Below are 25,128 nucleotides of genomic sequence, written 5' to 3'. Positions count from 1 at the left end.
AGGCATGAAGGATGGATTTGAGGCTTCGATTCCAACTGGTCAAATCCGGTTAGGACGGTTCATCGTTTCGCAGAATGGCCAACCTGCTCTAACCCTATGTTTATACGCCATTCCACACGGAAACCCGCTGCGACTTGAATTGCTGTAGGCGCATTGACCAAACGGCAGTTCCAGCCTTGGTGGACGTGATGATGCATCCGGCAGAGAAGGTGGCTCTCAACCCGCAGCAGCCTGTTGTGGCGGATCGAGGCGAAAGAACATCGCCAGCTTGAGGCTTGTCGCTATCCGTTCGGCCCGATCGATAAACACCGCTGCCGTTTCTGGCGCAAAGAGCTCGGCGGCGGTTTTGCCAAACATGGCCAGCCAGATGTCGAAATCCGCTTCGGTGACATCCTTGAGTTTCACATGAGCGGGCACCGGCCGTCCGTGATAGTCGCCGGTCTTGAGAATGACGGAGCACCAGAAGTCGGTCATTTTCTCGAGATGCGGTTCCCAGTCGCCGGTAATCGCGCGCGCGAAGATCGGTCCAAGGCGCTCGTTCTTCCGGAGCTTGGCATAGAATTCACGAACGAGTCTCCCGATCGACGCCCGGTTGACGCGAGGATCGTTCAGAGGCTGCTCTGCAAGCGGAGGCACGGTCAAGGCTGATTTCATTGTCATTCCACAAATACTTTGTTGTCTTCGCCAAAATCAGGAAAGCCCGAGACGCCGAAGGCCTGCCTGGACAAGGGTGAGCCGCTCGCGGACAAGCCGGAAACCCAGATTGTCGGGCGGCGTTCCGACGGCGCAGCCGCCGCTCTTCCCGTCCCGGATGAAGTTCGACATATAGGTGCGGTGGAATCCTTCCACGACATGCACTCCGCAATTTTCTACCGAAGTTGAAATTCTTGTGCCGTCGCTGGTCACCGACGCGTGGACATAGCAGGTCGATGTCCATTCCCAGACATTGCCGGCGACGTCAGCCACCCCTTTTGCGTTCACACCGAAGGCCCCCTGAAATCTCGGGGCAGGATCGGATTTGCGCTCGAGCGAAGCCTCGTTGCGATATTGGGCGAGCCACCGCAGAGCCGGGTTGGCGGGATCGCTGATGCCGGCCTCTATGTCGCTCCGGAATTTTTCGCCGGCGGCAAAGGCCCACTCCGCATCGGTCGGGAGCCGCCACGCTTCGCCCCTCTGAGTTGACAGCCAGTTCGCATAGGCTTGCGCGTCCATGTGGCTCACGCCGGTGACGGGAAAGTTGCCGCCGCCGAGGGTTTCGGCGGGCTGGCAGACATCGGCCGCCACGCAGCGACCGTATTCCGATGCACTCACCTGATATTTCATAATTTCCAGCGGTTCCCCCAACCTGACCAGTTCGACCGGCGCCGCCACGGGACGTCCGTCCTGCAGGAATTCACCCGGTTGGGGATGACTGAACGACGCCGGGGCAAGGCGCACCAGTTCCGGGCTCGCGACAAGTTGGCGGCCAGGCGGCGAAAGCGCCGCCGTGGCCGCTCCCATGGCAACCAGTGCGGCAGAAGCAAACCCCGCGAGGGCTATGATTGGGTTGATTGGCATCGGCTTTCGCCCCGACATGGGCGGTCTTGCGGAATTGCCGCAAGGTCGCCTTGGCTTCAGGATCAGATCCTCGCTACGACGCGATGGAGCGTGGTGCTTCGATCTGCATCATCAGGTCGTCGTCCCAATGTCCGTCGACCGTGAAGTGCGCGGTCGCTCCGAGTTCCACGGCCTCGATCAGATTGTGGTTCACATAGGCGTAGATGCCGGGCTGCAGGAAAGTGTACAGCGCCGAGCCCGCCGAGCCGCCGCGAATGAACCAGGTTTCGAGATCCTTGGCCGGCGGATTGTCGAATTTGCCCTGTTCCCACACAAAGTCACCATGGCCGCCGATCAGGTGAGGGCGGGTGTCGCGGTTCGCCTGCGAATGGACGATCAGGACGGTCTCGCCGACTTTCGCCTTCATGGCATGCTCGCCCGTCAGCGATCCTTGCTTGCCGTTGAAGACGACATGTGTCGGGATCAGGCCGCGCATGACCTTGACGGTGTCATCGTAGTTGTCGCCAGCGGTTTCAAACTTCTTGAACTTTCCCTGCTCGTCGCGAGGAATGTAGAAGTCGTTCTCGCCGATATAGTAGATGTGATCGTAGCGGATGGGCTTGCCTTTGTCGTCCCTGAGGCCGTCGCGCGGCAGCACCATTACCGCGCCGCTCATGCCGGATACCACGTGCCATGGGATCATCGCGCCGCCTGGGGCGCAGTGATAGACGAACGTTCCGGCGCGGGTAGCCTTGAAGCGCAATGTGACCTGCTCACCCGGATTGATCAGTGTCAGGCCGCCGCCGCCAAGTGCGCCGGTGGCCGCGTGGAAGTCGATGTTGTGGGCGAGTGTGTTGGTGTCGGGATTGATGAGTGTGAGTTCGAGATAGTCGCCTTGATGCACGACCATCAGCGGGCCGGGAATGGAGCCATTGTAGGTCATCGCATTGAGCTGCGTGCCGTCCGCGTCGATGACGACCGGCTTCTCTTCGATTGTCATGGTGAATCCGACGATTTTCGGACCGCCTTTCGCGACCTGATCGTGAGCGTGAACGAAAGGAGGCGCGACCAATGCAACCTTTTCACGCGGCAGTCGCAGTCCTGCCACCTCCTTTGCGCTTACCGCTGCCGGCATGGCTGTAATCGTTGCGACGGCCGCGGCGGTAAAAACCGAACCCAGCAGTGCTTCACGTCTCGTAAGCATTTCCATCTCCTTTACGTGAGCCAATTTATGGCCAGATATTATGCTTGCTTCCGCGAACGTCTTTGCGCTAGCGCAAATCCAGTTCAATTCATCTACGTGGTGGAGGAAACAGGGAGGTAGTTGTCGTAAAGACCGAGGCGAAGTCTTCGCCAAAACGAAATCGGCCGAACTGGACCTTTCCCTGGTCCGTTCGGCCGTTCCCTCCGGAGGTCGTAAACCGGAGTGTATCTATTTGAAAAAAGGGCAGGTCAGTTGGAGGCGGCTTTTGTCGCTTCGCCGAACAGATCCGCAAACACCGTCTTGGCCTTTCCGACCTGCTTGACCGCTTCCGCCGCTTCCAGGTTGACGGGTTTGCCGACGACGATCAACGCCACCATGCCCATGCCGTAATGTGGAGCGCACTTCACGCCATAGACGCCTTCCTTGGTGAGGGTCACGGTGATCTCCTCACTTGGCTTTCCCTTGAAAGCCTCGGCGCCGTCCGGCAGCATGCCCTTAATGATTTCGGCATTGTGCAACTTGTCGGTCGGCACGAACCTGACCGTATCTCCAGGTGCCGCCTGCACAAAGGCGGGTTGGAAAACCATCGCACCTTTCTCACCCTTGTTCAGCATTTGCACCACATGTTCTTCAGCGTTGGCGGAGCCGGCGATAGCGAGCAAGGCGATGGCGGCGGCAATCAGGGGCAATTTCATTGGGACGTCCTTTCCTGGGTTCATCACGGCATCAACCGTCGCGCCCTTTCTACGTCACCAGACAATTTCGCGATTTGCGCTGGCGCAAACTTGGGCGTGAAATCTGGGTGGCGTTCTCAGGAGATCCGGGCGGGTTGAGGGACAGTTCGAGGAAGATCATGGTTCAAGCCGACCTCTGCTCTTCGGAGGCGGCGACCCACAACACCTGCGGCATGTGGAGGAATATCTGCCCCCTTGCCGCCTGCTGGCCGCCCGTGACACTCTTCCAAGTCAGCCTGACTTGGACGTCTTGCGGTCGTGGTCAAATGGGGGAATATAATTGGGTAGCCTCGATCGCTCGCTGATTGCCGGTTTGTCTGTCTTTGAGAGTCTATCTGCTGCGGATCTTGACCGCATCGTCGGCCAGGCCAGGTCGTTGAGGATTCCCAGGGACCAGCCGGTTTTCGAACAGGAGCAGGAAGCACATTCGTTTTTCCTGCTGCTCGACGGACATGTGCGTGTCGTTAAATCGACGCCGGACGGCCATGAGGTAACCGTGCGATACATAAGCCCTGGCGAGTTGATGGGCATTGCCCACGCCCTGGGCCGCACCACCTATCCAGCAAATGCAATCGCAGCCGTCGATTGCGTCGCCCTTGCCTGGCCAAGCCAGCTCTGGCCGACATTCGCTGCAGAGTTCCCCAGTTTCGGTGCCAACACCTACAAGGCAGTGGGCAGCAGACTGCAGGACGCACATTCGCGCGTCATCGAAATGTCCACAGAGCAGGTCGATCAGCGCGTCGCCCATGCGCTGCTCAAGCTGGTCAAGCAGACCGGCAAAAGGACAGAGGAAGGCATCCTGATCGACTTCCCGATCTCGCGTCAGGATATAGCCGAGATGACCGGAACGACGCTCCATACGGTGAGCCGACTGCTCTCGGCCTGGGAAGGTGAGGGATTGGTCAGAAGCGGGCGACAGAAGGTGACCGTGGTGGAGCCTCACCGGCTGCTTCTGATCGCGGAAGGCCGCGTGGAGAAAGGCTAGTCAGCGTCGGGACTTTCGATGGCGGCCCGCAGTTCGCAACTGATTTGTTCCTCATTCAGATCGTGCTCTCGCGCCGCCTCCGAAACGGTGTGGAACGAAGAAATCGGGCAGCCGACACAGAGCATGCCGTGCTGGAGAACGACGCGAATGGCTGCTGGCGAACCGCGCATAATTGCGTCCATCGTCGCGTCGTCGCTGAATTTGGCTTTCATGCCGCTTGCCCGTATTTGGAAGCCGACATCTTGCGCCTTTTTTCATCGATGCTCGTTGCGCTGAGACAAAGAGGAACCTTATGAGCCTTGCCCGCCCGTCGAGCGACGTGCATCCGCCGTCTCCGCAGGCATTCCCCGGCGCGCAACGCCACGGCAGTTCACTAAGCCCCGCCTGAGCCGCGCAGATCGTCGACGCTTTTCTCTTCCGTTGTCGAGCGAGAACATTCCGCCACGACCAGGCACCACGTCGATAATGAGATCGGTGTGCTTCCACACTTCAAATTGCGAGACGCTGATATAGACCGGGGTCTCGCCGATCTTTCCCAGCATCACGTCATCGTCGCCGACGATGAAATCGTTTTGCGAGTAGCACGTTGGTGATGATCCATCGCAGCACCCACCCGACTGATGGAAAAGCACCGGCCGTGGTCGGCGACGATTTCCGCCAGGAAGGTTCTGGCTCCAGGTGTGGCCGAGACTTTCCCGAGCGAGATTCAAGCATCCTGCTCTCCCTTCCGAGTTCCCGAGCCGATAAGGGCGCGGCCATAACGGCCACACCCTTGGCTTTCTATCCGACGACGCTCAAAAGAAACCGAGCTTCTTCGGGCTATAGCTGACCAGCATGTTCTTGGTCTGCTGGTAATGGTCGAGCATCATCTTGTGGTTCTCGCGGCCGATGCCCGATTGTTTGTAGCCGCCGAACGCCGCATGCGCCGGATAGGCATGGTAGCAGTTGGTCCATACGCGACCGGCGTGTATGGCACGGCCGAACCGGTAGCAGCGGTTCGCATCACGGCTCCAGATACCAGCGCCTAGGCCGTAGAGTGTGTCGTTGGCAATCGCCAAGGCTTCGTCGTCGTCCTTGAAGGTGGTGACCGACACCACTGGCCCAAAAATCTCCTCCTGGAAGACCCGCATCTTGTTGTGGCCCTTGAACACCGTGGGCTTGACGTAATAGCCGCCAGCAAGATCGCCCGGCAGATGGTTCTGCTCGCCGCCGATCAGCACTTCGGCGCCCTCCTTCCTACCGATGTCGAAGTACGACAGGATCTTCTCCAGCTGCTCGCTCGACGCCTGCGCGCCGATCATAGTGACCGGATCGAGCGGATCGCCCTGGACGATCGCCTCGACGCGCTTCAGCGCCTTTTCCATGAACTTGTCGTAGATCTTCTCATGCACCAGGGCCCGGCTGGGGCAGGTGCAGACCTCGCCCTGGTTGAGCGCGAACATGACAAAGCCCTCGATCGCCTTGTCGAAAAAATCGTCGTCTTCAGCGGTGACATCCTGGAAGAAGATATTGGGCGACTTGCCGCCGAGTTCCAGCGTCACCGGGATGAGGTTCTGGCTGGCATATTGCGAGATCAGCCGGCCGGTCGTGGTTTCGCCGGTGAAGGCGATCTTGGCGATGCGGTTCGACGAAGCGAGTGGCTTGCCGGCCTCCAGGCCGAAGCCGTTGACAATGTTGAGCACGCCGTCCGGCAGAAGGTCACCGATCAGGTCCGCCCACAGCATGATGGTGGCAGGCGTCTGTTCGGCCGGCTTAAGCACCACGCAGTTGCCGGCGGCAAGTGCCGGCGCCAGCTTCCATACGGCCATCAGGAGCGGAAAATTCCACGGGATGATCTGGCCAACCACGCCAAGCGGCTCATGGAAGTGATAGGCCACGGTGTCGTCGTCGATCTGAGAAAGGCTGCCTTCCTGGCCACGCAGCGCACCGGCGAAATAGCGGAAATGGTCAATGGCAAGCGGCAGGTCGGCCGCCGTCGTTTCACGGATCGGCTTGCCATTATCCCAGGTTTCGGCGCGCGCCAGCAGATCGAGGTTTTCCTCCATGCGGTCGGCGATGCGGTTGAGGATAAGCGACCGCTCGGCCACGCTGGTGCGCGCCCAGGCGTCCTTGGCGGCGTGCGCCGCATCCAGGGCGGCCTCAATATCCTGGGCGTCCGAACGGGCTACCTCGCACAGCAGTTGACCATTCACTGGCGAAAAGTTTTCGAAATAGCGGCCGGAGCGCGGCTCGGCCCATTTGCCGCCAATGAAATTGCCGTAGCGCCTGTCGAAGGGCGCCTTGATCGAGCGAGAGAATTCAACCTTGTTCACATCTTCCTCCCAAAGCTGACGCCGCGGAATGCGACGCGTGGAGGAGAGACTTGTGGGGATCTACCCGGATTGTCACCATGCCGAGGACGACGGACGGGCTGGAGGTGTCGCAGAATTGCGACAGTGTTGCGACGCTTCGAAAAACTCAATGTGACCTGTGAACATCCAGGCGGTTGAGCTTCCGGTGAAGCGTCGCCCGGCTGATACTCAGCGCTTTGGCCGCAGCAGAGACATTTCCGTCCGTGCGCGCCAGCGCTCGCTGCAGAACGCCACGCTCCGCTTCGGCGAGGATTTCGGTGACCTTCTGCGCCCCGCCAGGCAGATCGGCCGCAGGGATGGGTTTCTGGAGACACTCATGCGTAATTCCAAGCGCCAATCGCGCTGAACGGGTCGCACCCACCACAAGGTCATCGGCGTCGACTGCGATCAGCGCGCCGGGACCCTTGTCGGCCACAGGTGCCAGCAGAATTCGGGCCTTGGGGAATGCCATCCTGAAGTTCTCAGCCTCGATCCGACGCACTGCGTCGACCACGGCCACCGAAATGAGATTGGCGAACGCTTCGGTGAGGTCAGCTCGACAGGAAGACACGTCAAGCGCAGCCGCAAGATCTCCCTGGTGATCGTAGATGGGAGCGGTAGTGCAGCTCAGCTCGGTGTTGCGCGTGTGAAAATGCTGATCACGGTGGATCGTCAGGACTCGCTGCTCTACCAGACAGGTGCCGATACCGTTGGTGCCTTCGCTTTGTTCGTTCCAGATGGAGCCCGTCCACAACCCCCACAAACGAAAAGTTCCGTCATCCACCGCCGCGCCGCGCCGTTCGACCGGCACACCGTCACGATCTGCGAGCAGAACGCAGCATCCGACGCCTCCCACCGCAAGGTAGAGCCGGTCGAGGCTCGATTGGGCAGCTCGGACGAGCGTTTCGATCCGTTGTCGGGCCTCATTAAGCTCTGGCTCCGTCAGATACTGCGGTGGCTTGCAATCAGCAGGATCGAGCCGATGCAGATTGGAGGACCGCCGCCAGGAGGCGACCAACGCGGATTTCGCCGCCGCATCCGAAGCAATTGCAGCCTGTACGCGATCGGCATGATGACCGGACAAATCCTCGCCCATGCTTGTCCCCCAATCCCAACTGTTACTTCACGTCCCGGACCGGTGTCGCCAGGTTCCGCTTTCAATCAGCACACTGTCAATTCGACAGAAGAATCAGAAAGGGGCAGAACTTCTCGTCATTCAGCGGCATTTGGCCAATCGATAGCGTCCTCGCCGGTGCATTCTCTCTCCCGCCGCTTCGGTTGATGCCGCCAAGCCTATCAGCATGAACCGGCCATTCTTTGATCGAAAGCAAAGTTCGCGCGGATTTCAGCCTCGTCAAACACAACAGCTCTACGACGACACCCTCACGAGCACCGGCACTAGCCGGGGAGGGCGCTGGCCGTCGAATGGCGCTTCAAAAGCAATGCAAACACCTCGGCTTTCCTCTGGCAGCGATCCGGTCGACAATCTGGTCTCAAGCGTTGTGTAGCCTGGCTGACTGGAAAGTGGCACTAGACCAACCGCTTTCGTGTGCATTATGTGTGCAGTGAGAACTTCGACTTGGCCAAATGGGGTTCCATTGCGGCGGCATAGTCGTAAATTGGGTTACGTTTGGCCGGGCATCCCGTGCCAAATTGATCAATCTATCCAACAGCGCATTGGACGGACTGACAGCGAAAAAAGATAATAAAATGCATAAGATGGACCGGAGTCTTGATCTGGCCCCATGATGGACTGGACGGACTAGGCCCTGCGCGCCTTGCAGTGCAGGGCTTCTAGTCCGTCCTTCGCGGTGGGCCGCGGCTGTTCGCGTAACGTTAGCGAGATTGCGAGGATCAGGAGCGTGTTCGACGTCAGGATTTCGATAGCCGCCATGCCCGGTCGGCACCAGTCCACGGGAGGCGCTCAGAGTGGCACAATGTATAATCACGGGGCTTCGCCAGCCCGCTGCGCCCCCAACAGGGCACAATGGAGAACCTGTGAGCGTCGGGTTGTGTCGGGCCAAGAGTCTGCACCAGGCCGAGCTTGCAGGGCGGCGCAAAGCTCCTTATAGAGCGCGCGGCCGATTGAGGGCGGCCGCCGATTCTCAAAGGTCGCCCCATGTCCGATAACGTCTCGCGTTTAGCCGCCTTTCTCGCCGTTGTGCTAGCCCTCCTTTGTGCCGGTTTCCAGTTCCACAACGGCCACGCCATTCCCACGCTCTACTTCATGGTCGGTGCAATCCTGGTGACGGCGTTCACTCACCTGAACGTTCGCAGAGGACTGATTTAGCGGTCATGCGATAAGTTCGCGCCAGTTGCCTTTTTCAGTGGACGCTTTGAGCGTGATATCCAACGGGATCGGTGCGCTGGCTGGTAGGCGATGCAGGGATTGACCCTGCGACCACTGCATAAGAAGCGTGGTCCTGGCTTTGTCCTGGCCCGTTGCAGCCGCGCGCAAGGCGCTGTTTCACTCGATCTTTGGCAACCGATGCCAAAGGCCCGTCTAAGCTAGTCTAGGGCTTTTCTGCAAGGATCGCCGCGGCGGTTTGCTCGTCCGTGATCAAAACATCGGCGACACCGAGACGCAGCACCGCGCGCAGCACCGGAACCTTGTCGAGGCCACCGGAGGGCAGGATGACGGTGTCGATGTCGCGCAGGCTTTCAGGAGCGAGGCCTATCACACGATGGTTGAGCGGGTGATCGACGAGCTGTCCATCGGCATCGATCCAGTGGCCGCAAATATCGCCGACGGCGCCTGCCTGGTGCAGCGATATGAGATCGTCCTCGCCTATCAGCCCGATCCGAAAAATGGTGGCGTCCTTATGCACCGCACCGACCGAGACGAAAGCGGCATCGACGTCGCGGGCATGGGTGAAGGCGTCTTCCAGGATCGACTGGCGCATCAGCAGATCGCGCGTGGCCTCGGTATCGGTGAACACCGGTGCGGCGATGTAGAAACATTCCGCCTCGTAGAGCGCAGCGAGCCGCGACGCCATCTCATAGATGTTGATCGCCGACCCGCGCGTCAGTCCGCCGAGCAAGGAAACGACGGACATCCCTTTGACCGGACGTACAGTCACCGACCGGAGGCTGAGTTGGAGCGTGCGACCCCATCCCACGCCCACCGATATCCCGTCGCGGATCCTGAGCGACAGGGCTTGCCCGGCGGCGGCTGCGATGACTTGGGGTAGCAGAGCAGGATCGGGCGGTGTCGGAACCACGATTGGATCCGAGACGCCGTAGCTATGACGCAACCGGTTCTCCAGCTCAATGCAGTTCGCCACCTTCGAATTGATGCGGATCTGAACTATCCCCCGCTCGCGGGCCTGCGCCAGCATTCGATTGACGCGAAGGCGAGTTAGGCCAAGGGACTTGGCGATTTGGGCTTGCGTGAGGTCTCCGACATACGCCAGCCAGGCGGCGCGGACGAGGAGCCCTTCCTCACGATCGGTCGAGACGGAGCTGGTTACGGCGTGGCGGCCATCGCGTTTTTTTCGGGGTGGTTTCTCCATCACAACATTCTGTCCACTGCGCGGGCTACGAACGGCTCGGCGGCGCCGTGTCCGAATCGATATGAAGCGTTGGTTGACTTTCTGGCATCGTCCTTAGCACCGGTGATAGCGGTCGAAGGACAAGCCCAGCGGGGCATCATGGCAAATCGCGTCGATGATGGCAGCCGTCAGCGGCAGGTGATCGCCCGGAAGTAAACCTTGCGCCATCATTTTCTCCAATGTTTGGCCAAGATCCAGCGCCAGTTGCGCGCCCTCGACCGTGTCCGAGCTCATATGTTCCCGCTTGGCTACGGAATAAGGCAAGCCGCGGCCAAGCAAGCGTCCCATGCGGCCATTGCGGCCGGCTTGGCAGGTCACATAAAGATCACCGGAGCCAGCCAGTCCCTGCACTGTTTCGATTCTTCCGCCCAGGGCTTCGACCAAAATGGCCATCTCGGCGAGCGATTGCGAAAAAAGGGACGAGGCAAGGTTGTGCATGAGGGCACCATTTGGCGCCTTGTGGTCGCGCTCCAGCAGTCCGATCGGAGCGCCAACCGCCAGCGTGTAGAAATTCTTGAAAGCGGCGCAGATCTCGACACCGACGAGATCGGACGACGGTCGCATGTGATAGAAGGGAGCTCGCAGAATGTGGGACGCCGCAGCAATCTGGTCCGGGTCGTGCCCGGCCACAATCACTGAGGTATCACGCTGTGCCGCCAGCTCGCCGGCAATGCAGGGTCCGCCGACAGCCATCACTGGGATCGTCAAGGCGGTGCGCCGTTCAATCTCGCGAGCGAGCAGATGTGGCAGGATTTCAATGCCTGCGTCGCTCGCGGCGAGGCCTTTTGTGATCATCAGTATCGGCACTGGCGACTCGATGCTCTCAGCAATGCGGTCGATCGCCCAGGGAACGCCGGCCGACGAGACGCCGAGTACAAGCAGATCGGGTCCCTCCTTCATCGCTGCCCCGAAGTCAGTCCAGGAACAGGCGGTTACTGCGCCAGGTAGAGTGATGTTGAGGCGCGGATGATGACCTGTGCCCGCCACGGAGCCAATGATTTCCTCATCGAGATGGGTGCCAACGAGAGTGATGCGGTTACCCGCGTGAGCGGCCGGAAGGGTCATGGCAGAGCCCATGACGCCGGCGCCGAGGATAACGATCCGCGCCATTCAATTGCTCTCCTTGTCCAGTCTTTTGCCGCTGCCTTGATCGAACAGGTGGATTCGCTCAGGCGTTGGCTCCAGATGGATCACGGCTCCGGGAGAGAGTTCCATGCGATCATGCAGCACCGAGCAGATCGTGCTGTCGCCCATGCTTGCAAAGATATGAATCTCGGGGCCGGTCGGCTCCACAACGTTGACCGTCGTCGGGATGCCGCTCCCGTTGGCCACCGGTCGAAGATGTTCGGGGCGAATACCATAGATCACCTTCTGCCCGGGCCGGACCGCAGCCTTCGGCGGCAGCGGGAGAGATAGCTTGTCTGTCCGCACCACCCAGGCATCGCGCTCGGGCGCCACCTCGCCATGGAACAAATTCATTGCAGGCGAGCCGATGAACGAGGCGACAAAGAGATTTGCGGGGTGATCGTAGACATCGAGCGGCCGCCCGATCTGCTCGACGTGGCCGTCGCGCATGATGACGATGATATCGGCCATGGTCATAGCCTCGATCTGGTCGTGCGTGACGTAGACGGTGGTGGTCTTCAACCGCTGATGGAGTTCCTTGATTTCCGTCCGCATCTGCACGCGCAGTTTGGCGTCGAGGTTGGACAGCGGCTCGTCAAACAGGAATACGGTTGGATCGCGTACGATGGCTCGGCCCATGGCAACGCGCTGCCGCTGGCCGCCCGAAAGCTGGCGGGGATACCGTTCGAGGTAGGGAGTGAGGTTGAGGATCGAAGCCGCCCATCCCACCTTCTGATTGATTTCTTCCTTGGGGCGTTTCTTCAACTGCATGGAAAAGGCCATATTGTCGAAGACCGTCATGTGGGCGTAAAGCGCGTAATTCTGGAAGACCATCGCGATGTTGCGATCCTTGGGATGAAGAGTATTGACGACCTTGTCACCGATGGCGATCGCACCGGACGTGATTGGCTCAAGACCGGCTATCATGCGTAGCAGAGTGGACTTACCGCACCCGGACGGCCCCAACAGCACGACGAACTGGCCATCTTCGATCGAAAGATCGAGCCCAGGGATCACCTCGACGGTGCCATACTCCTTCCTTATGTTGCTGATGGTGACAGAGGCCATAAATTGCGATCCCTTCGATTGCGCTTACCCTGTTGGCTTCGCCTTGCGACATGCCGGCGGCGATCCAATACGGTTCACCATTCGCTCTCCAGGAACTCTTCAAGGAGCCCCGCATCGGCGGCCAGATTAACAAAGGACCAGCGGCCACGGATTTCTCGCGAATAGCGAATGGCGTCGTGCCAAAGCTGTCGCGGTAGACCTAATTCTGCTCCGGTGAGCGGCCCTCCCGCAGCCTTGAGCGCCGCCTCCATGCGGGCAACCGGCGTTGCCATCGGACGAAGCTCCCGGCGCAGAGCCGGCCAGATTTCCCAAAGTTTGCGATTGAAGGCTTCCGTCTGGCTGTGATCGAGTGCTGTCTTCTTCATCTCCGCAATGCAAAGTGGCCCAAGTTGCGCCCCATAGCGGGCCAGCATCGCGGTCTCATCGACAAGGGTCGGCCTTGCCTGCGGCGGCTCTTCCGTGTCCATCAGCCTGGCTTGCAGACGCGCCATGACCAGCGAGGCAACCCCAACCTGCTGACCGTGAGTGGTACCGGGATGATGCTCTCGCGCGAACATGTCGATCCAGTGGGAGATTTGGTGCTCTCCCATGGAGCCGGGATGGGAAACGCCGGCGAAGCAGACGCCCATCGAGCATAGCGTCAAGACTCGCTGGAGGTGCCCGACTGCGGTGATGTCATGCCTGGCAAGGCCAGACGCATGGGCCAGCATGGGTTCCTCATCGCCCGCCTGCAGCAAGTAGGGCACGTCGGAATAGTAAGTGCCGAACAGCCGATGCGAGGCCCACCAATCGATCTGCGCGGTGGAACGGCAAAGGCTGTCGCCAAGTCCGGCGGCGCTGAGCCAGGTCGGCGCTGCGGCCGAAATACCAAGGTCCAGGAAGATGCCGCGCGGAGCGTGCGAGGGCAGCGAGATTTTGAGCCCTGACGCCAAGGTCACGGACGCTGTCGAGGCGCCATAGCCATTCATCGACGCTGCCGTGCCGAAGACGGCATAAGGCCGGTCGTCAAGGAAGGTTGCTTGCTTGCAGCTATCGTTGAGGACGCCCGATCCCACGGCCACGACCCCGTCGGCGTGCCGCGTTCTTTCCCTGATCATCTGGATCGTCGCCTCGTCGCAGGCAAGATCGGGAGGCAGCACGATTTCGTCGACATCGGCGATGGCACGCAGGGCCTTGGCAACGCGCCGACCCATCACTTCGAGGGTGTTGACGTCCGACACGACAGCGATGCGGCTGCCCAGCGTCAGAGGCGCAACGAGATCCGCCTCGCGGCCCTCGGTTGTTTCCAGCAATTCGATCGTTTGGAACGGCAGGTCGGCGGCCGCGCCTGTGTTGGGATCCTTCCACTGGCCTGCGACAACATCCTCGATCAAGGCGTTCCAGTTGATCGTTTCAGCCATGGTCAGCCTCCATGAAGGCCGCGAGCCGCCGGTTCCAAGCGGAAAGCGTTGGCCAAAGATCGGCGTGAATCGCAAGAAGTTCGGCATAGCGGCAGGCACGACCCACATCGGGTTCGAAGGACTTAGCTGGTTCGCTGGCCATCGTGAGCGACGCTTCTGCGATCGTGGAAAACCAGCCGACCCCCTTTGCCGCTGCCATTGCCGCGCCGAGCGAGGAGGCTTCCACGGTCGTAGAACGTTTTATGGGACGGTTGAGTGCATCCGCCAGAATCTGCATCCACAGGTCGGACTTCGCTCCTCCGCCGATCGCGATGAAGCGGTCGATATTCTGAGCAGCGGCGGCAGCGGCCCGCTGACTTGTCGCGGCTTGGTGCAGCGCTATTCCTTCCAGCACGGCGCGATAGAGGTCGCCGCGGCGGCTCGAGCCCGAAAGTCCGGCAATTACGCCGCGGGCGGCGCTGTCCCAGTGCGGATCCATGACGCCCTGCCAATAGGGCAGGAGCATTATGCCGCCTGCGCCGATCGGGCTAACGGCGGCTTCGGCCTCAAGCGTCTCCAGGGGGCCGCTGGACCCACACAGCTCGGCGCCGAGCATTTCACGCGTCATCCAGTCGACGAGAAAAGTGCCGGCGCGAAGGCACGTTTCGTAGATATATCCGTCTTCGGCGACCGCCGTCTCGGTGCGGAAGGCCGGGTCATGGACGTAGTCGATGCCGAAGCTGCCGGAGACGACCGCGGTGCCGAGGTTTATGTAGGCGCATCCCGCTTGTAACACACCAGCGCCCGTGCCGGCGCATTGACCGTCGCCGCCGCCGGCGACGATCGGCGTGCCCTCCCGCAAGCCCGTCAGCATGGCGGCTTGCGGGGTCAATTGGCCCAAGATGGTGCCAGGCCGCGCCAGATCCAGCATCAGTCGCCGCGCGACCCCGGCCGCGTCCAATAGTTCGTTCGACCAGTCCATGGTTCGCATGTCGAGCACGCCCATCGGGTCTGCGGAGGCGGTCGACGTTATCCATCGGCCGCTCAAGCGAAAGACCAGGTAGCCGTGCACCTCGGCCATGCGCTGCACCTGGGCAAAGATTTGTGGCTGCTCCTCGCGAAACCAGATCATGCGATAGAGGCATGGGATCACGTCCAGCGGCTTGCCGGATATCGCATGGATGCGTGCCGCGCCGAAGAACTCGCCGAAACTGCGTGCCTTGTGGCGGGCACGCTCATCGAGCCAGAGCGTTGCGGGCCCCATCGCTTCCCCCTGCTCATCGAAAAGGCCGAAGCTTTCGCGCTGGTTGGAAATGGCTAGGCCGGCAATGCGTGCCGGCGAAACTGTTGCCGTCACGGTGCGGAGCGCTGTAACCGTCGAGGCCCACCAATCGGCCGGATCCTGCTCGAAATACCCGGGACGAGGGTTGGACATTGCTATCGACGCACGGCCCTCCGCCACGGCGCGACCGTTGCGGTCCCAGGCAATCGCCTTGGTCGCCGAGGTCGAGGAATCAATGCCGATGACGAGATCCGGAACCATTGCCGCCATTTTGCCAAAGGGGCGAGGGCGGTCGAAACCGCCCGTCGCCGAAATCACTGGAGTATCCCGCTAAAGGCCGGCATCCTTGACCTTGCCGTCGACAATACCGGCAATGGCATCCAGGCATGCCTTGGCGTCGCCGCCATAGTCCTGGCCCGTTAGCAGCTTGCCGAGCTCAACCGGGATGTCATTGTTCGACAAATCTGCCCAAATCGGCATGTCCGGCTCCGATCCCATTTGGTTGTCGATGGTGTATTTGATCGCGTCGAAATGGCGTGTGGTGCCCGGTCCAACAACGGCTTTCGCCTTGACCCGAGGGTCGGTGAAGGAGGAATTGCGCATCGGCGAGGCGCCGCCGCCCAGCGTCGACACCCGTGCCATCACGTCCTTCGAGCAGACCCACTGCATGAACAGCCATGCTGCTTCCTTGTTCTTGGAATATTGCGACAGCGAGATCGTGGAACCGCCCTGGTGGCCGACGGCCGGGATCTCATTGAAGCCGCAATCGGCGACGGCGCGACGGCCGGGGACCTCCTTGGGCGCCGGCAGAGCCTCGAACAGTCCTTTGACCTTGGAATCGTTGGCATCGAAGCCGGGGAAATCCTCGCCCCAGGTGATTGCCATGGCGGCCTGTCCCTGTGTCAGGGCCTGCCCCTGACCATCCCAGGTCCATGTCGTGGCGGAGGGCGGCGAGTTCTTGACCAGCTCCTGGTAGAATTTTAGCCCGGCCACCCCGCGCTCGTCGTTGCCGACAAACTTCTTGTCCTTGCTGAAGATCGAGCCGCCATGCCCCCACAGTGCGAAGGTCCAGTCGCATTCGAGCGAATAATGGCCGGACTTGGCCTGGCAGGCGGTGCCAAAGATGCCATTGCCCTTTTCTGCCTCTGTGAGCGCCTGCACAGCCTTGAGATAGGCGTCGAGGTCTGTCGGCAACGCGATATTGTGTTTGTCGAAAAGGTCTTTCCGATACATCAGGATGAAGATCGGGATATCGAAGGGAATTCCGCATTGTTTGCCATTATACATAGCGATGCCATCGACAAGCGGCTTAGAGAAATCGTCCCAGTCGAAGTTTGGCATCGCCAGTTCTTTGTTCTGGCCGTAGTATTCGCGCGGATCGATGACATCCTGAGCAAACGTCGCCATCCAAGACTGGTCGAGATAGTAGACGTCATAGGTGCCCAGCTGGCCCTGTACGTCCTGCGTAGCCTTGGCGAGAACCTGTTCCAGCGGGACGATCTCGACCTCGACCTCAATGCCGGTCGCCTTGGTGAACTCACCCGCGACGAGCTGGTTGGCGACGATCGTTGGCGGCGTCGCTTCCGAAGTGTAACGGATTTTCGTGCCGGCATAGGGTTTGCCGACATCGGCCAGCCACTTCAGCATATCCGTGTCCTGGGCGCGGGCTTCTTCGACCCCCAGGCCCAGCCCGGCGCGATTGGAGCGGCCGCCGCCCAGCATGGCCGAGCCAAAGGCAGAAAAGCCAACGCCAGCCAGCGCCATCTTCCTCATGAAGTCGCGTTTGGTCATTCGGTTCGCCGTAAAGTCATTGCAGGTATCGGCGACGAATGTCTTCTTGTCGTGATCTCTGAAGCTCATGATCGTTCCTCCTTTGCGATTTGTTTAATTCTTCTCGTTCGGGCCTCACTCCTTCAGCGATCCGAGGGTGAGGCCCCGGACCAGATGCCGTTGAACCAGTAGGATAAAGATGAAGCTGGGTATGATCGCGGACGTGCCAAGTGCTGTGATGTAGCCCCACTCGGTCGCGGTCGAGGTGACAAAAGTCGAGATCTTCACCGGCACAGTGCGGATCGACGTTGTCAGGAAGAGAGAGAGCAGGAACTCGGTCCATGAAAAGATGAAACACAGCACAGCTGTCGCGGCGATGCCACCTTTGACCATGGGAACGACCACACGTCGAAACGTCTGCCAGCGCGTAGCGCCGTCAATCAGTGCCGCCTCGTCGACCTCGCGCGGGACATCGTCGAAGAACGACTTCAAAAGCAAGACGGCCAGCGGCAGGTTGATCAAACTGTGAACGAGGATCAGCCCCGTATAGGTGTCGCGCAATCCGAGATCCCGGAACATGAAAACGACCGGTATGACGATCGCGATTGGCGGCATGAAGCGCTGCGAGAGGATCCAAAAAAGGAAAGACTGCTGGCCACTGAACTGCATTCGTGACAGACAATATGCGGCCAGTGTCGCCAGCAACAGCGTCAGTGCCGTCGAGCCGACAGCTATGATCGCGCTGTCGAGAAGCGACTGGCGGGAATCGTAGGAACTGGCGCCCCCCTTGATCACCCCCGCCGCCTCGCCGCCCTGTTCCATGCCTATGTCGACGCGCGAGACGCCAAGCAGCGTCACGCGGTAATTGTCCGGCGTCGGCGTGAAACCGGTGTAGACCGGTCCGCTGCGGTCGAAGATCGCGGAATAGGGTTTGACGGAGGACAGAGCCCACCAGGCGATCGGGAACATGAAGATCGCCACCACCAACACGGCGAGCACGTCGCGGGTGATCATCTGGACGCGGGACGGCTCCATCAGAACCTCACCTTGAAAAGCCTGACAAAGACGTTGGACACGGCGATCAGCACAACCAGCACAATCAGCGACAGGGTCGCGGCGTAGGGGAAGTCTCCGGTGAAGTAGATGCGGCCGGCATAGAATGAAAGCGTTTCGCTAGCCGTGCCTGGCCCGCCGGCAGTGATGATGTAGACGTAGTCATAGATGCGGAAGAGATCGACGCCGCGGATCAGTACGGCGACCGCTATCACCTTGCGCAGCATCGGCAGTGTAAGCCGCAAGAATGTCTGGATGCCGTTGGCCCCGTCGATCGCTGCGGCTTCGAAAGGTTCTTTCGGCAGCGCGCGCAGGCCCGCCAGGATGATGAGCACCATGAAGGGCGTCCATTGCCATATGTCTGCCAGCAGGATCGCCAGCAATGCGGTAACCGGCTGCGTCAGGATCGGCTGCGCCGGCGAGATCAGGTCGAGGGCGTAGAGGTAGAACGACAGGACACCGAAAGAGCCGTCCTGCATCAGCAAGAACATCATTCCTGTCACGGCAGGCGGCACGACCAGCGGCAGCGTCATCAGCGCCCGAAGTATCCCATAGCCCTTGCGATCGGTATCAAGCAGAAGCGCAATGAGGATGCCGAGTGCAAGCTGAACGGCCAGTGCGACGAAGGTGTAAATCAGCGTCGTTTCCAAAGAGTGCCACATACGCGTATCCGAAAATGCGCGCGCCCATTGGTGCACTCCCGCGAAATCAAGCTGCCGGGAAACGACATTGCGTTTGTGAAACGACAGCCAGACCGAATAGGCGAGAGGATAGATGCCGAAAACCAGAAGCATCACCGTGATTGGCGCGAGCCAGGGAAAAGGATGCTCGGCCGTCATGAACCGGGGCAGGGCCCAGCTGGACCTCTCCTGCGTGAAGGTTGCCGTGCTCACGGGCAAATCTCCGCTTGGTGAGAGAGCATTGGCCTTTCTCCCTATCGGCCAGATCGTGCAAACTTGAACTTTTGTAAGTTTGTTGTGCCTTTTGTTAAGGCAGCGTGTGGGACGCGTGTTGACTTGTCAAGTCAGATCCATGTCGGCGGGCGCTGCCCTCGCACGCCCTCCATCACAGCCGGACAGGGATTGTTATCTGGAACGCGACGGAAGCAGGAGACCGTCTGCATCGGGGTCATCGCTGCGTTGAGCCAGTTGCAACTGCGATCACCGACATGGTGGTGATCGCAATGGAGACGGGGAACTACCAATAGTCGACCAGTTCACCAGGCGTGGACACATCAATGAGAGTGGAGGCGGGCCAAATCTGTTAGCCCGGCGCTCGCCTTAATCCGGCAGTCTGATCTGCAGCTTCACGTCCGCCGGCCTGCCTTCGACCGCGCGGTCGAAAGCCGCGATGGAGTCTTCGAAGGGAAAGGTTGCCGAAATCAGCGGCTGGAGGTCGACCCTACCCGATGCCATCAGCGCGATCGCCCTGTCATATTGGTGGGCATAGCGGAAGACCGTCTCGATGCGGATTTCCTTGGTCGAGGCCGTAGCGATGTCGAACGCCACCGGCGCCACCGGTAGGCCGACCACCACCACGGCGCCGCCGGGTCGCGGCAGATCGAGCAACGTCTCCCATGCTTTGGGCGACCCGGAGCATTCGAAGACGACGTCGGCGCCCCAGCCGGCGGTCAGGCGTTTCACCTCCGCCCCTAGGTTCTTGTCGCGGATGTTGACCGGGACCACACCCTTGAAGCTTTTGGCAATGTCGAGCTTGGGTTGAGCGAGGTCTGCGACGATGGCGCGGGCACAGCCGCCGGCAAGGGCGGCAATCGCCACCATCGTGCCGATCGGCCCTGCCCCAAGCACCACCGCTGTGTCACCCGGCGCGATCTTGGCCTTGGCCGCAGCCTGCATGCCGACGGCGAAGGGCTCGACCATGGCGCCCTCGGCGAAGCTGACATTGTCGGGCAATTTGAAGGTGTAGTTGCCGGGGTGAACGACATGGGCTGTCAATACGCCATGAATCGGCGGCGTCGCCCAGAACCTGACCGCCGGGTCGATGTTGTAGAGGCCGAGCCGGCTCGCCCGCGAATTGGGATCCGGGATGCCTGGTTCCATGCAGACGCGGTCGCCGATCTTCAGATGCTCGACGCCTTCGCCTGTTTCCACGATGGTGCCAGCAGCTTCGTGGCCCAAGACGATCGGCGCTTGGACCACGAACGGGCCGATGCGCCCATGGGTGTAGTAATGCACGTCGGACCCACAGACACCTACCGTATCGATCTTGATACGAACCTCGCCCGGACCCACTGTCTGGGGCAGATCGATATCACGCAGCTGGAGTTGGTGCTGACGTTCAAGGACAAGGGCGCGAACTTTCGTCATCGACGTAATCTCCTCTAGCCAATTGCCCCTCTCGCCTAGGACCGGCTGCCGCCCTGGTCGAACAGCCAAGCCATGGCTGGTTGGATATGGACCGCCGTTGGCAATCTATCGGACTCTGCTGGTCAGCGTCGATATGGACAAGCGACGAAGGCTTCCACGGTTCTGCGATCGTGTATGCCCGGCTGGTCTACCACTCCTTCCAGGCGCTCCCCAATTTTCCGGCGGAACTGAACGCAAGAAACGTTGTTGGTTAGCAGCGGGTTGCGGTTGCGCTAAAAGTGAGGAATCTTGGAACACTCCTTCGAGTTTCGAACGACCCTGATAGCCGCCCCCTCGTCAGCTATGTTGGGGTTGAGCCACCAAGCAATGCGCATTGCGGCCTGATCTCCATGCCAGGTTTCATGCGATGAAAGTCTTGGTAGCGGGCGCAACTGGTCTCATTGGTGCTGCGGTATGCGCGCGGCTTAGCCAAGAAGGACACGAGGTCTATCGTGTTGTTCGGCCCAACGGATCGCGCTGTTTTTCAGGGAGCCGCGAGATTGTGTTGGACGTCGCGAAGGCCTTGGATCCCGCAGACTGGCATCGCCATTTGTCAGGTGTCGATGCCGTCGTCAACTGCGTCGGCGTCCTGCAAAAAGGGCTGCATGATAGCCCACGCGCGGTTCACCAGAGCGCGGCAGCGGCGTTGTTCAAGGCATGTGCGCAAACAGGGGTCACGAAGGTCATCCATTTCTCCGCAATTGGGGTGGACCGCCTACAGCTCTCCCCGTTTTCGTCCAGCAAGCTAGCGGGGGATGAAGCGCTAACGGCCCTTGATCTTGACTGGGTCATACTGCGGCCCGCTGTCGTACTCGGACGACCCGCCTATGGAGCGAGCGCACTGTTTCGCGGGCTGGCCGCTTTACCACTTCTCCCGGTGATGCCGAATACCGGGCGCCTCCAGGTCGTCCAACTCGAAGACGTCGTGTCCACGGTCGAATTTTTTCTGCGCCCCGACAGTCCTTCCCGTGTGGCGGTGGAACTGGCCGGGCCCGAGGCACTCTTGATGAGCGAGGTCATCGACCATTATCGTCGCTGGTTCGGCTGGAGAAAAGCTCGAGAATTTGTCATTCCGGGCGGGGCTTCCAGGGTGCTCTACCGCTTGGGCGATCTGGCAGGCGCGCTCGGATGGCGGCCACCGATGCGGACCAACGCCGCGAAGGAGATCACGCGAGGTGCGACGGGCGACCCTCAGCCGTGGATGAGGATGACCGGGCTCCAGCCGTCGAGCCTGTCGAGCACACTTGCGACCGACCCCGCGACGGTACAGGAACGATGGTTTGCTCGCCTCTATTTCGTCAAGCCAGCGATTTTCGTCGTGCTTCCTTTTTTCTGGATTATGACTGGCATCATCTCGCTTACCACCGGGTGGCGTAGCGGTGTCGAACTTCTGAGCAATACGGCAGTCAGCGCACTGGCCGAGCCGACAGTGGTGGCCGGCGCGCTTGCCGACATTGCGGTGGGCACGCTGATTGCCTGGCGACCAACTGCCCGGCTGGGACTTTGGGCAGCGATCGGGATCTCGTTGTTCTATGGGGTTTCGGGCACGATCTTGCGTCCGGGACTTTGGAACGAGCCGCTCGGTCCGCTGATGAAGATCCTGCCAATCCTCGTCGTGCACTTCGTCGCGCTAGCGATCCTGGCGGAGCGCTGATGGTCTATTTCCTGCTGAAGTTCCTCCACATCATCGGGGCCGCCATCCTACTCGGCACGGGCGCTGGTATCGCATTCTTCATGCTGCTCGCGCACCGGACAGGCAATGCTGCGACGATTGCCGCAGTAGCCCGGATCGTCGTCATTGCGGATTTCGTGTTCACGGCCACGGCCGTTGTTGCGCAGCCTGTGACGGGGGTCGCGCTCGCCTGGCAAGCCGGCTATTCGCTTTGGGAGGGCTGGATTGCCCTGTCCATTCTGCTCTACATCGTCACCGGTCTGTTCTGGCTTCCAGTCGTCTGGATGCAAATAACAATGCGCAATCTGGCGGCAGAGGCAGCAGCATCCGGCGAGCCTCCCCCTGAGCGCTACAGTCGACTGTTCCGGCTGTGGTTTATCTTCGGCTTCCCAGCATTCGCAGCCGTGACCGCGATATTCTGGCTGATGATTACGCGACCGGTCATCGAATGGATCTGACTTATCATTTGGGCGCGAACGCGGCCTGGTGGTCCTCCTGGCCGGCGCTCTCGGCGTGCTGCTCTACCTTCAGATAGCACCGGCAATCCCTCTGTAGTCACATGCACGTCATCTCCAGTTTCCCCATTGGCTTCGGGGGTGGGCATCTTTTTTGGAGGCCAGAAACATTGCCGGGTCGGGGGTCTTGGACTTTAGTGCAGATCAGGGTGAATCGGGAGCATTCATCGGAACCAAACTCTTATCTGCGGATTGTTCCGCTCAGCATGGAGATGACCCCTCAACTCCGAGCGCCAAGGGCCCGCTGCACTCCCCGGGGCAGCGGGCTTTCTTGTTTGTGGAACCCGAGCCGCCCCTCCTCTGGATAGAGTAGTAAAGAAGGCGCATGTGGAACCGAAGACATTATGCGAAGTGTAGCTCCCGCCCGGGATTTGGGTGACGCTGCCAATCAGCTCGATGTGCTGCCGCTTCTGCACCTTCGTTGTTTGATCGCCAATCGAATGCGGCTGTCCATAAGAAGCGATGGAAACGCTCACGCGGTCCTCAGTTACCCGCCGCCGGACGGTTTGCGGTTATCGCGATCTCATCGCCGATATTGATGCCCTTGGCCATGACCCAATGACCCGGGCCGTCCAAAGGCTTCGTCAAGTGATGCCTAGTCTTGCGTCGGCCTAATTCGGCGGCGAACTCTCCGGAGCGTGCGCCATCGGAGTTCCCAGTCGACCTGCCGCTGGATGATCCGCGATAGCTTGATGGCCCGCTCTTCGTCATCAACCAAACTGAAGTTTGGCGCCACCGCCGATGCGCGAACAATTAGAATTTTATGGCGATGCCGACGCGGAAATCATGTGTCTGAAGGGTATGGTCGAGGGTACATCCACCGCAATATTCGAGCGACTTCTTACCGAAGAAGGAGAAATCGTACTCGCCGCGAAGGAATACCTTATGGGTCAGCGCCACATCGATGCCGGCGCCTACGAGACCACCCACCACAGTTGCATCGCGCTCCGCGTCCCCACCCGGAAAGAACGTTTTCAGCTTTGCAGCAGTGACGCCGGCCGTGACAAACGGCATATAAGCTCCCATGTCCATCCCGACGCGTCCCTTCAACGAGCCGAACAAGCCAGTTGAAGCGTCTAGTATGCCGGGGCCGGGAATGTCGTCAAACGTGTTCTTCTTGAAGCGGTAGCCAAGCTCGCCTTCAAGGCCGTAGACAACCTTGCCCGACTGGAAATTATAGCCAGCAAATCCACCAATGGTTGCCGAACCGACGCTGTGCGTAGCGCTGGCACCGATAGTCGGTTCACTGATCTTGTAATGTTCCAGCGTCCCCGCGCCAAACACGCCCGCGTATGGCCCTTGCCAAGTCCACTCCGTGGTATCGACGGGAGCCGTCATGAGATCGGCCGATAAGGCCGATGCGCTGAACGAAAGCGAAATCAAGGAAGCGAGCAACAGAGCTTTCATAGTAATCCCCTAGCCGAAGCGTCTATTATCGAATCAACGGCAAAATTTGTATGTAGCTGAAAAGCCACACCCGCGAGCCTCAGTCCTTAGGCGGGGATGGACATCATTGGCACCCAGCGCCGCGAGCAGGGCAAGTCAGCCACGCTGCTCACAGGGGACAAGGCAAGGAAGTTAATGAGGCCACCAGCGAGCGAGACCGACGAAGCAAGTCGAGAGCCTCTACCGCACGATCCTCGAGGCCATAGTGCATTTTGAATGCGGTTTGAAAGAGTAGGCATACACTGCCCGCCCCCCATTTCATCCCGCTTCTCGACGACCTCAATGATTGCCTTCGCCAGCGCCTCGGCCTCGTGGATCGGTTGCGGTCCGTAGAGGGCGTTGACTATCTCGCGGCTCGGCAGCACGCCGGCCGGACACGTCTCAAAGCCCGCTGGCTCCCGCCGGCGGGCTTTTTCGTTTGATGTTCCACGGCGGCACAGTCTCCACCGCAAGATTGCTTCCTGGCCTCAGCCTGGATCGCCAGCGCCCCCCGGGCTTGTGCTTTACATCCTAGAGCGCCCGCCGCTGCCGTGAATGGGGCGGCGTGGTGTGGGGCCAGGCGGCCCATGCTGAGAAGGGATCACATCATTAACTCTGGCCAAGTGCGTACCATGACCCATAACGCGAATACGATCATGATCCCAATGGCAAGGTATTCCAGGACCAGGCGAGAGGGCATGCACGACCGCTTTCCAGAACACGACAGTTCAGGACATAGCTTCGACCTCTATGTGGTCAATCCCTCGCAACCAACGCCGCCGCCACTCGTTGACCTATGCTGGTTGATCCCAGCACACTCCAAAACTTCCCCGCTGCCGAAAGGTGGCGGGCTTTTTCGCATTGAAATTGACCCGTCTGGCACGGCATGTTGAGCATGCGGCGGGCGATTCCTCAGGCCGGCTTTTTCGTTGGTGTTTCATAGCGGCACAGTGCCCTCGGCACCGAAATTGCATCCTCCTATCAGCCTGGGTCACCCGCCCCGGGCCGGCCCGTGGTTCATCCCTAGGGACGCCCGCCGCTGCCGTGAATGGGGCGGCGGGAGCGGGACGTTGCCACACCGGTTAGTTTTTGGCAGCTTGCTTGAGCGGCCTCTCAGCGGCCGGCACCGATCC

21 protein-coding genes and 1 pseudogene are annotated in these 25,128 nt (G+C 60.3%); 4 read left to right on the top strand and 18 right to left on the bottom strand.

Annotated elements, in window-relative coordinates:
- Positions 1-216: 216 nt before the first annotated feature.
- The 4 genes from O7A60_RS26155 to O7A60_RS26140 form a co-directional block, all read right to left on the bottom strand.
- Positions 217-654 (bottom strand): group III truncated hemoglobin, encoded by a 438-nt coding sequence (locus O7A60_RS26155; protein ID WP_415926859.1) that lies wholly within the window; start codon positions 652-654, stop codon positions 217-219.
- Between the two features lie 36 nt (positions 655-690).
- Complete coding sequence (locus O7A60_RS26150; protein WP_337108639.1) at positions 691-1,557, bottom strand: SUMF1/EgtB/PvdO family nonheme iron enzyme; 867 nt, start codon at positions 1,555-1,557, stop codon at positions 691-693.
- Positions 1,558-1,630: 73 nt separating this feature from the next.
- The gene (gene nirK, locus O7A60_RS26145) at positions 1,631-2,740 is read right to left on the bottom strand and encodes a copper-containing nitrite reductase (RefSeq protein ID WP_337108638.1); all 1,110 of its coding nucleotides are present in this window, start codon (positions 2,738-2,740) and stop codon (positions 1,631-1,633) included.
- 248 nt (positions 2,741-2,988) lie between these two features.
- Positions 2,989-3,435 (bottom strand): pseudoazurin, encoded by a 447-nt coding sequence (locus O7A60_RS26140; protein ID WP_337108637.1) that lies wholly within the window; start codon positions 3,433-3,435, stop codon positions 2,989-2,991.
- A gap of 319 nt (positions 3,436-3,754) precedes the next feature.
- On the opposite strand from O7A60_RS26140, the gene O7A60_RS26135 reads away from it, so the two are divergent.
- Entirely contained in the window at positions 3,755-4,459 is a 705-nt protein-coding gene (locus O7A60_RS26135) for a Crp/Fnr family transcriptional regulator (protein WP_337108636.1), read from the top strand.
- On the opposite strand, the gene O7A60_RS26130 is transcribed toward O7A60_RS26135, so the two are convergent.
- The 4 genes and pseudogenes from O7A60_RS26130 to O7A60_RS26115 all read right to left on the bottom strand — a co-directional run bounded on the left by O7A60_RS26130 (position 4,456) and on the right by O7A60_RS26115 (position 7,885).
- Positions 4,456-4,671, bottom strand: coding sequence for a hypothetical protein (locus O7A60_RS26130; RefSeq protein ID WP_337108635.1), 216 nt, complete (start codon positions 4,669-4,671; stop codon positions 4,456-4,458). The two genes, O7A60_RS26135 and O7A60_RS26130, sit on opposite strands and share 4 nt — an antisense overlap.
- Positions 4,672-4,749: 78 nt before the next feature.
- Positions 4,750-5,165 (bottom strand): annotated as a pseudogene (locus O7A60_RS26125) (DUF779 domain-containing protein).
- An 88-nt stretch (positions 5,166-5,253) separates the two neighbouring features.
- Entirely contained in the window at positions 5,254-6,771 is a 1,518-nt protein-coding gene (gene adh / locus O7A60_RS26120; RefSeq protein ID WP_337108634.1) for an aldehyde dehydrogenase, read from the bottom strand.
- A gap of 145 nt (positions 6,772-6,916) precedes the next feature.
- Entirely contained in the window at positions 6,917-7,885 is a 969-nt protein-coding gene (locus O7A60_RS26115; RefSeq protein WP_337108633.1) for a helix-turn-helix domain-containing protein, read from the bottom strand.
- A gap of 1,023 nt (positions 7,886-8,908) precedes the next feature.
- On the opposite strand from O7A60_RS26115, the gene O7A60_RS26110 reads away from it, so the two are divergent.
- On the top strand, positions 8,909-9,079 hold the full coding sequence (locus O7A60_RS26110) for a hypothetical protein (RefSeq protein WP_337108632.1): 171 nt from the start codon (positions 8,909-8,911) through the stop codon (positions 9,077-9,079).
- 223 nt (positions 9,080-9,302) lie between these two features.
- Here O7A60_RS26110 and O7A60_RS26105 read toward each other — a convergent pair whose 3' ends face one another.
- The 9 genes from O7A60_RS26105 to O7A60_RS26065 form a co-directional block, all read right to left on the bottom strand.
- Positions 9,303-10,127 (bottom strand): sugar-binding transcriptional regulator, encoded by an 825-nt coding sequence (locus tag O7A60_RS26105; protein ID WP_337108631.1) that lies wholly within the window; start codon positions 10,125-10,127, stop codon positions 9,303-9,305.
- 267 nt (positions 10,128-10,394) lie between these two features.
- Positions 10,395-11,450, bottom strand: coding sequence for a hypothetical protein (locus O7A60_RS26100; protein WP_337108630.1), 1,056 nt, complete (start codon positions 11,448-11,450; stop codon positions 10,395-10,397).
- Positions 11,451-12,533 (bottom strand): ABC transporter ATP-binding protein, encoded by a 1,083-nt coding sequence (locus tag O7A60_RS26095; protein WP_337108629.1) that lies wholly within the window; start codon positions 12,531-12,533, stop codon positions 11,451-11,453.
- Positions 12,534-12,607: 74 nt separating this feature from the next.
- Positions 12,608-13,933 carry an iron-containing alcohol dehydrogenase gene (locus tag O7A60_RS26090; RefSeq protein WP_337108628.1) on the bottom strand — a complete coding sequence of 442 codons (1,326 nt, stop codon included), beginning with the start codon at positions 13,931-13,933 and terminating at the stop codon, positions 12,608-12,610.
- The gene (locus O7A60_RS26085; protein ID WP_337108659.1) at positions 13,926-15,455 is read right to left on the bottom strand and encodes an FGGY-family carbohydrate kinase; all 1,530 of its coding nucleotides are present in this window, start codon (positions 15,453-15,455) and stop codon (positions 13,926-13,928) included. The genes O7A60_RS26090 and O7A60_RS26085 overlap by 8 nt, the downstream gene beginning before the upstream one ends.
- Positions 15,456-15,524: 69 nt before the next feature.
- Positions 15,525-17,054, bottom strand: coding sequence for an ABC transporter substrate-binding protein (locus tag O7A60_RS26080; protein WP_337108627.1), 1,530 nt, complete (start codon positions 17,052-17,054; stop codon positions 15,525-15,527).
- A 45-nt stretch (positions 17,055-17,099) separates the two neighbouring features.
- Entirely contained in the window at positions 17,100-17,999 is a 900-nt protein-coding gene (locus O7A60_RS26075; RefSeq protein ID WP_027146061.1) for a carbohydrate ABC transporter permease, read from the bottom strand.
- Positions 17,999-18,910, bottom strand: a complete 912-nt coding sequence (locus O7A60_RS26070; protein WP_337108626.1) for a carbohydrate ABC transporter permease — start codon at positions 18,908-18,910, stop codon at positions 17,999-18,001. Before O7A60_RS26070 ends, O7A60_RS26075 begins: the two co-directional genes overlap by 1 nt.
- A gap of 387 nt (positions 18,911-19,297) precedes the next feature.
- Positions 19,298-20,344 (bottom strand): NAD(P)-dependent alcohol dehydrogenase, encoded by a 1,047-nt coding sequence (locus O7A60_RS26065; RefSeq protein WP_337108625.1) that lies wholly within the window; start codon positions 20,342-20,344, stop codon positions 19,298-19,300.
- 406 nt (positions 20,345-20,750) lie between these two features.
- On the opposite strand from O7A60_RS26065, the gene O7A60_RS26060 reads away from it, so the two are divergent.
- Both O7A60_RS26060 and O7A60_RS26055 read left to right on the top strand, forming a co-directional pair.
- The gene (locus O7A60_RS26060; protein WP_337108624.1) at positions 20,751-22,037 is read left to right on the top strand and encodes an SDR family oxidoreductase; all 1,287 of its coding nucleotides are present in this window, start codon (positions 20,751-20,753) and stop codon (positions 22,035-22,037) included.
- Positions 22,037-22,513, top strand: coding sequence for a DUF2269 family protein (locus O7A60_RS26055; protein ID WP_027146057.1), 477 nt, complete (start codon positions 22,037-22,039; stop codon positions 22,511-22,513). Before O7A60_RS26060 ends, O7A60_RS26055 begins: the two co-directional genes overlap by 1 nt.
- An 810-nt stretch (positions 22,514-23,323) precedes the next feature.
- Here O7A60_RS26055 and O7A60_RS26050 read toward each other — a convergent pair.
- Positions 23,324-23,977, bottom strand: a complete 654-nt coding sequence (locus tag O7A60_RS26050; RefSeq protein WP_337108623.1) for an outer membrane protein — start codon at positions 23,975-23,977, stop codon at positions 23,324-23,326.
- Positions 23,978-25,128 lie beyond the last annotated feature (1,151 nt).

It is taken from the genome of Mesorhizobium salmacidum (SeqCode), assembly GCF_037179605.1.
GTDB lineage: Bacteria > Pseudomonadota > Alphaproteobacteria > Rhizobiales > Rhizobiaceae > Mesorhizobium > Mesorhizobium salmacidum.
This window is presented reverse-complemented; position numbering and strand designations above follow the sequence as displayed.

Bases quoted from the DNA above. Each gene is read 5' to 3' on its own strand.
- O7A60_RS26105 (WP_337108631.1), bottom strand. From the start codon at position 10,127: ATGCTGGCGCAGGCCCGCGAGCGGGGGATAGTTCAGATCCGCATCAAT.
- O7A60_RS26075 (WP_027146061.1), bottom strand. From the start codon at position 17,999: ATGGAGCCGTCCCGCGTCCAGATGATCACCCGCGACGTGCTCGCCGTG.
- O7A60_RS26050 (WP_337108623.1), bottom strand. From the start codon at position 23,977: ATGAAAGCTCTGTTGCTCGCTTCCTTGATTTCGCTTTCGTTCAGCGCA.
- O7A60_RS26060 (WP_337108624.1), top strand. From the start codon at position 20,751: ATGAAAGTCTTGGTAGCGGGCGCAACTGGTCTCATTGGTGCTGCGGTA.
- O7A60_RS26090 (WP_337108628.1), bottom strand. From the start codon at position 13,933: ATGGCTGAAACGATCAACTGGAACGCCTTGATCGAGGATGTTGTCGCA.
- O7A60_RS26080 (WP_337108627.1), bottom strand. From the start codon at position 17,054: ATGAGCTTCAGAGATCACGACAAGAAGACATTCGTCGCCGATACCTGC.
- O7A60_RS26140 (WP_337108637.1), bottom strand. From the start codon at position 3,435: ATGAAATTGCCCCTGATTGCCGCCGCCATCGCCTTGCTCGCTATCGCC.
- O7A60_RS26130 (WP_337108635.1), bottom strand. From the start codon at position 4,671: ATGAAAGCCAAATTCAGCGACGACGCGACGATGGACGCAATTATGCGC.
- O7A60_RS26155 (WP_415926859.1), bottom strand. From the start codon at position 654: ATGAAATCAGCCTTGACCGTGCCTCCGCTTGCAGAGCAGCCTCTGAAC.
- O7A60_RS26150 (WP_337108639.1), bottom strand. From the start codon at position 1,557: ATGCCAATCAACCCAATCATAGCCCTCGCGGGGTTTGCTTCTGCCGCA.
- O7A60_RS26085 (WP_337108659.1), bottom strand. From the start codon at position 15,455: ATGGTTCCGGATCTCGTCATCGGCATTGATTCCTCGACCTCGGCGACC.
- O7A60_RS26115 (WP_337108633.1), bottom strand. From the start codon at position 7,885: ATGGGCGAGGATTTGTCCGGTCATCATGCCGATCGCGTACAGGCTGCA.
- O7A60_RS26065 (WP_337108625.1), bottom strand. From the start codon at position 20,344: ATGACGAAAGTTCGCGCCCTTGTCCTTGAACGTCAGCACCAACTCCAG.
- O7A60_RS26100 (WP_337108630.1), bottom strand. From the start codon at position 11,450: ATGGCGCGGATCGTTATCCTCGGCGCCGGCGTCATGGGCTCTGCCATG.
- O7A60_RS26095 (WP_337108629.1), bottom strand. From the start codon at position 12,533: ATGGCCTCTGTCACCATCAGCAACATAAGGAAGGAGTATGGCACCGTC.
- O7A60_RS26110 (WP_337108632.1), top strand. From the start codon at position 8,909: ATGTCCGATAACGTCTCGCGTTTAGCCGCCTTTCTCGCCGTTGTGCTA.
- nirK (WP_337108638.1), bottom strand. From the start codon at position 2,740: ATGCTTACGAGACGTGAAGCACTGCTGGGTTCGGTTTTTACCGCCGCG.
- O7A60_RS26055 (WP_027146057.1), top strand. From the start codon at position 22,037: ATGGTCTATTTCCTGCTGAAGTTCCTCCACATCATCGGGGCCGCCATC.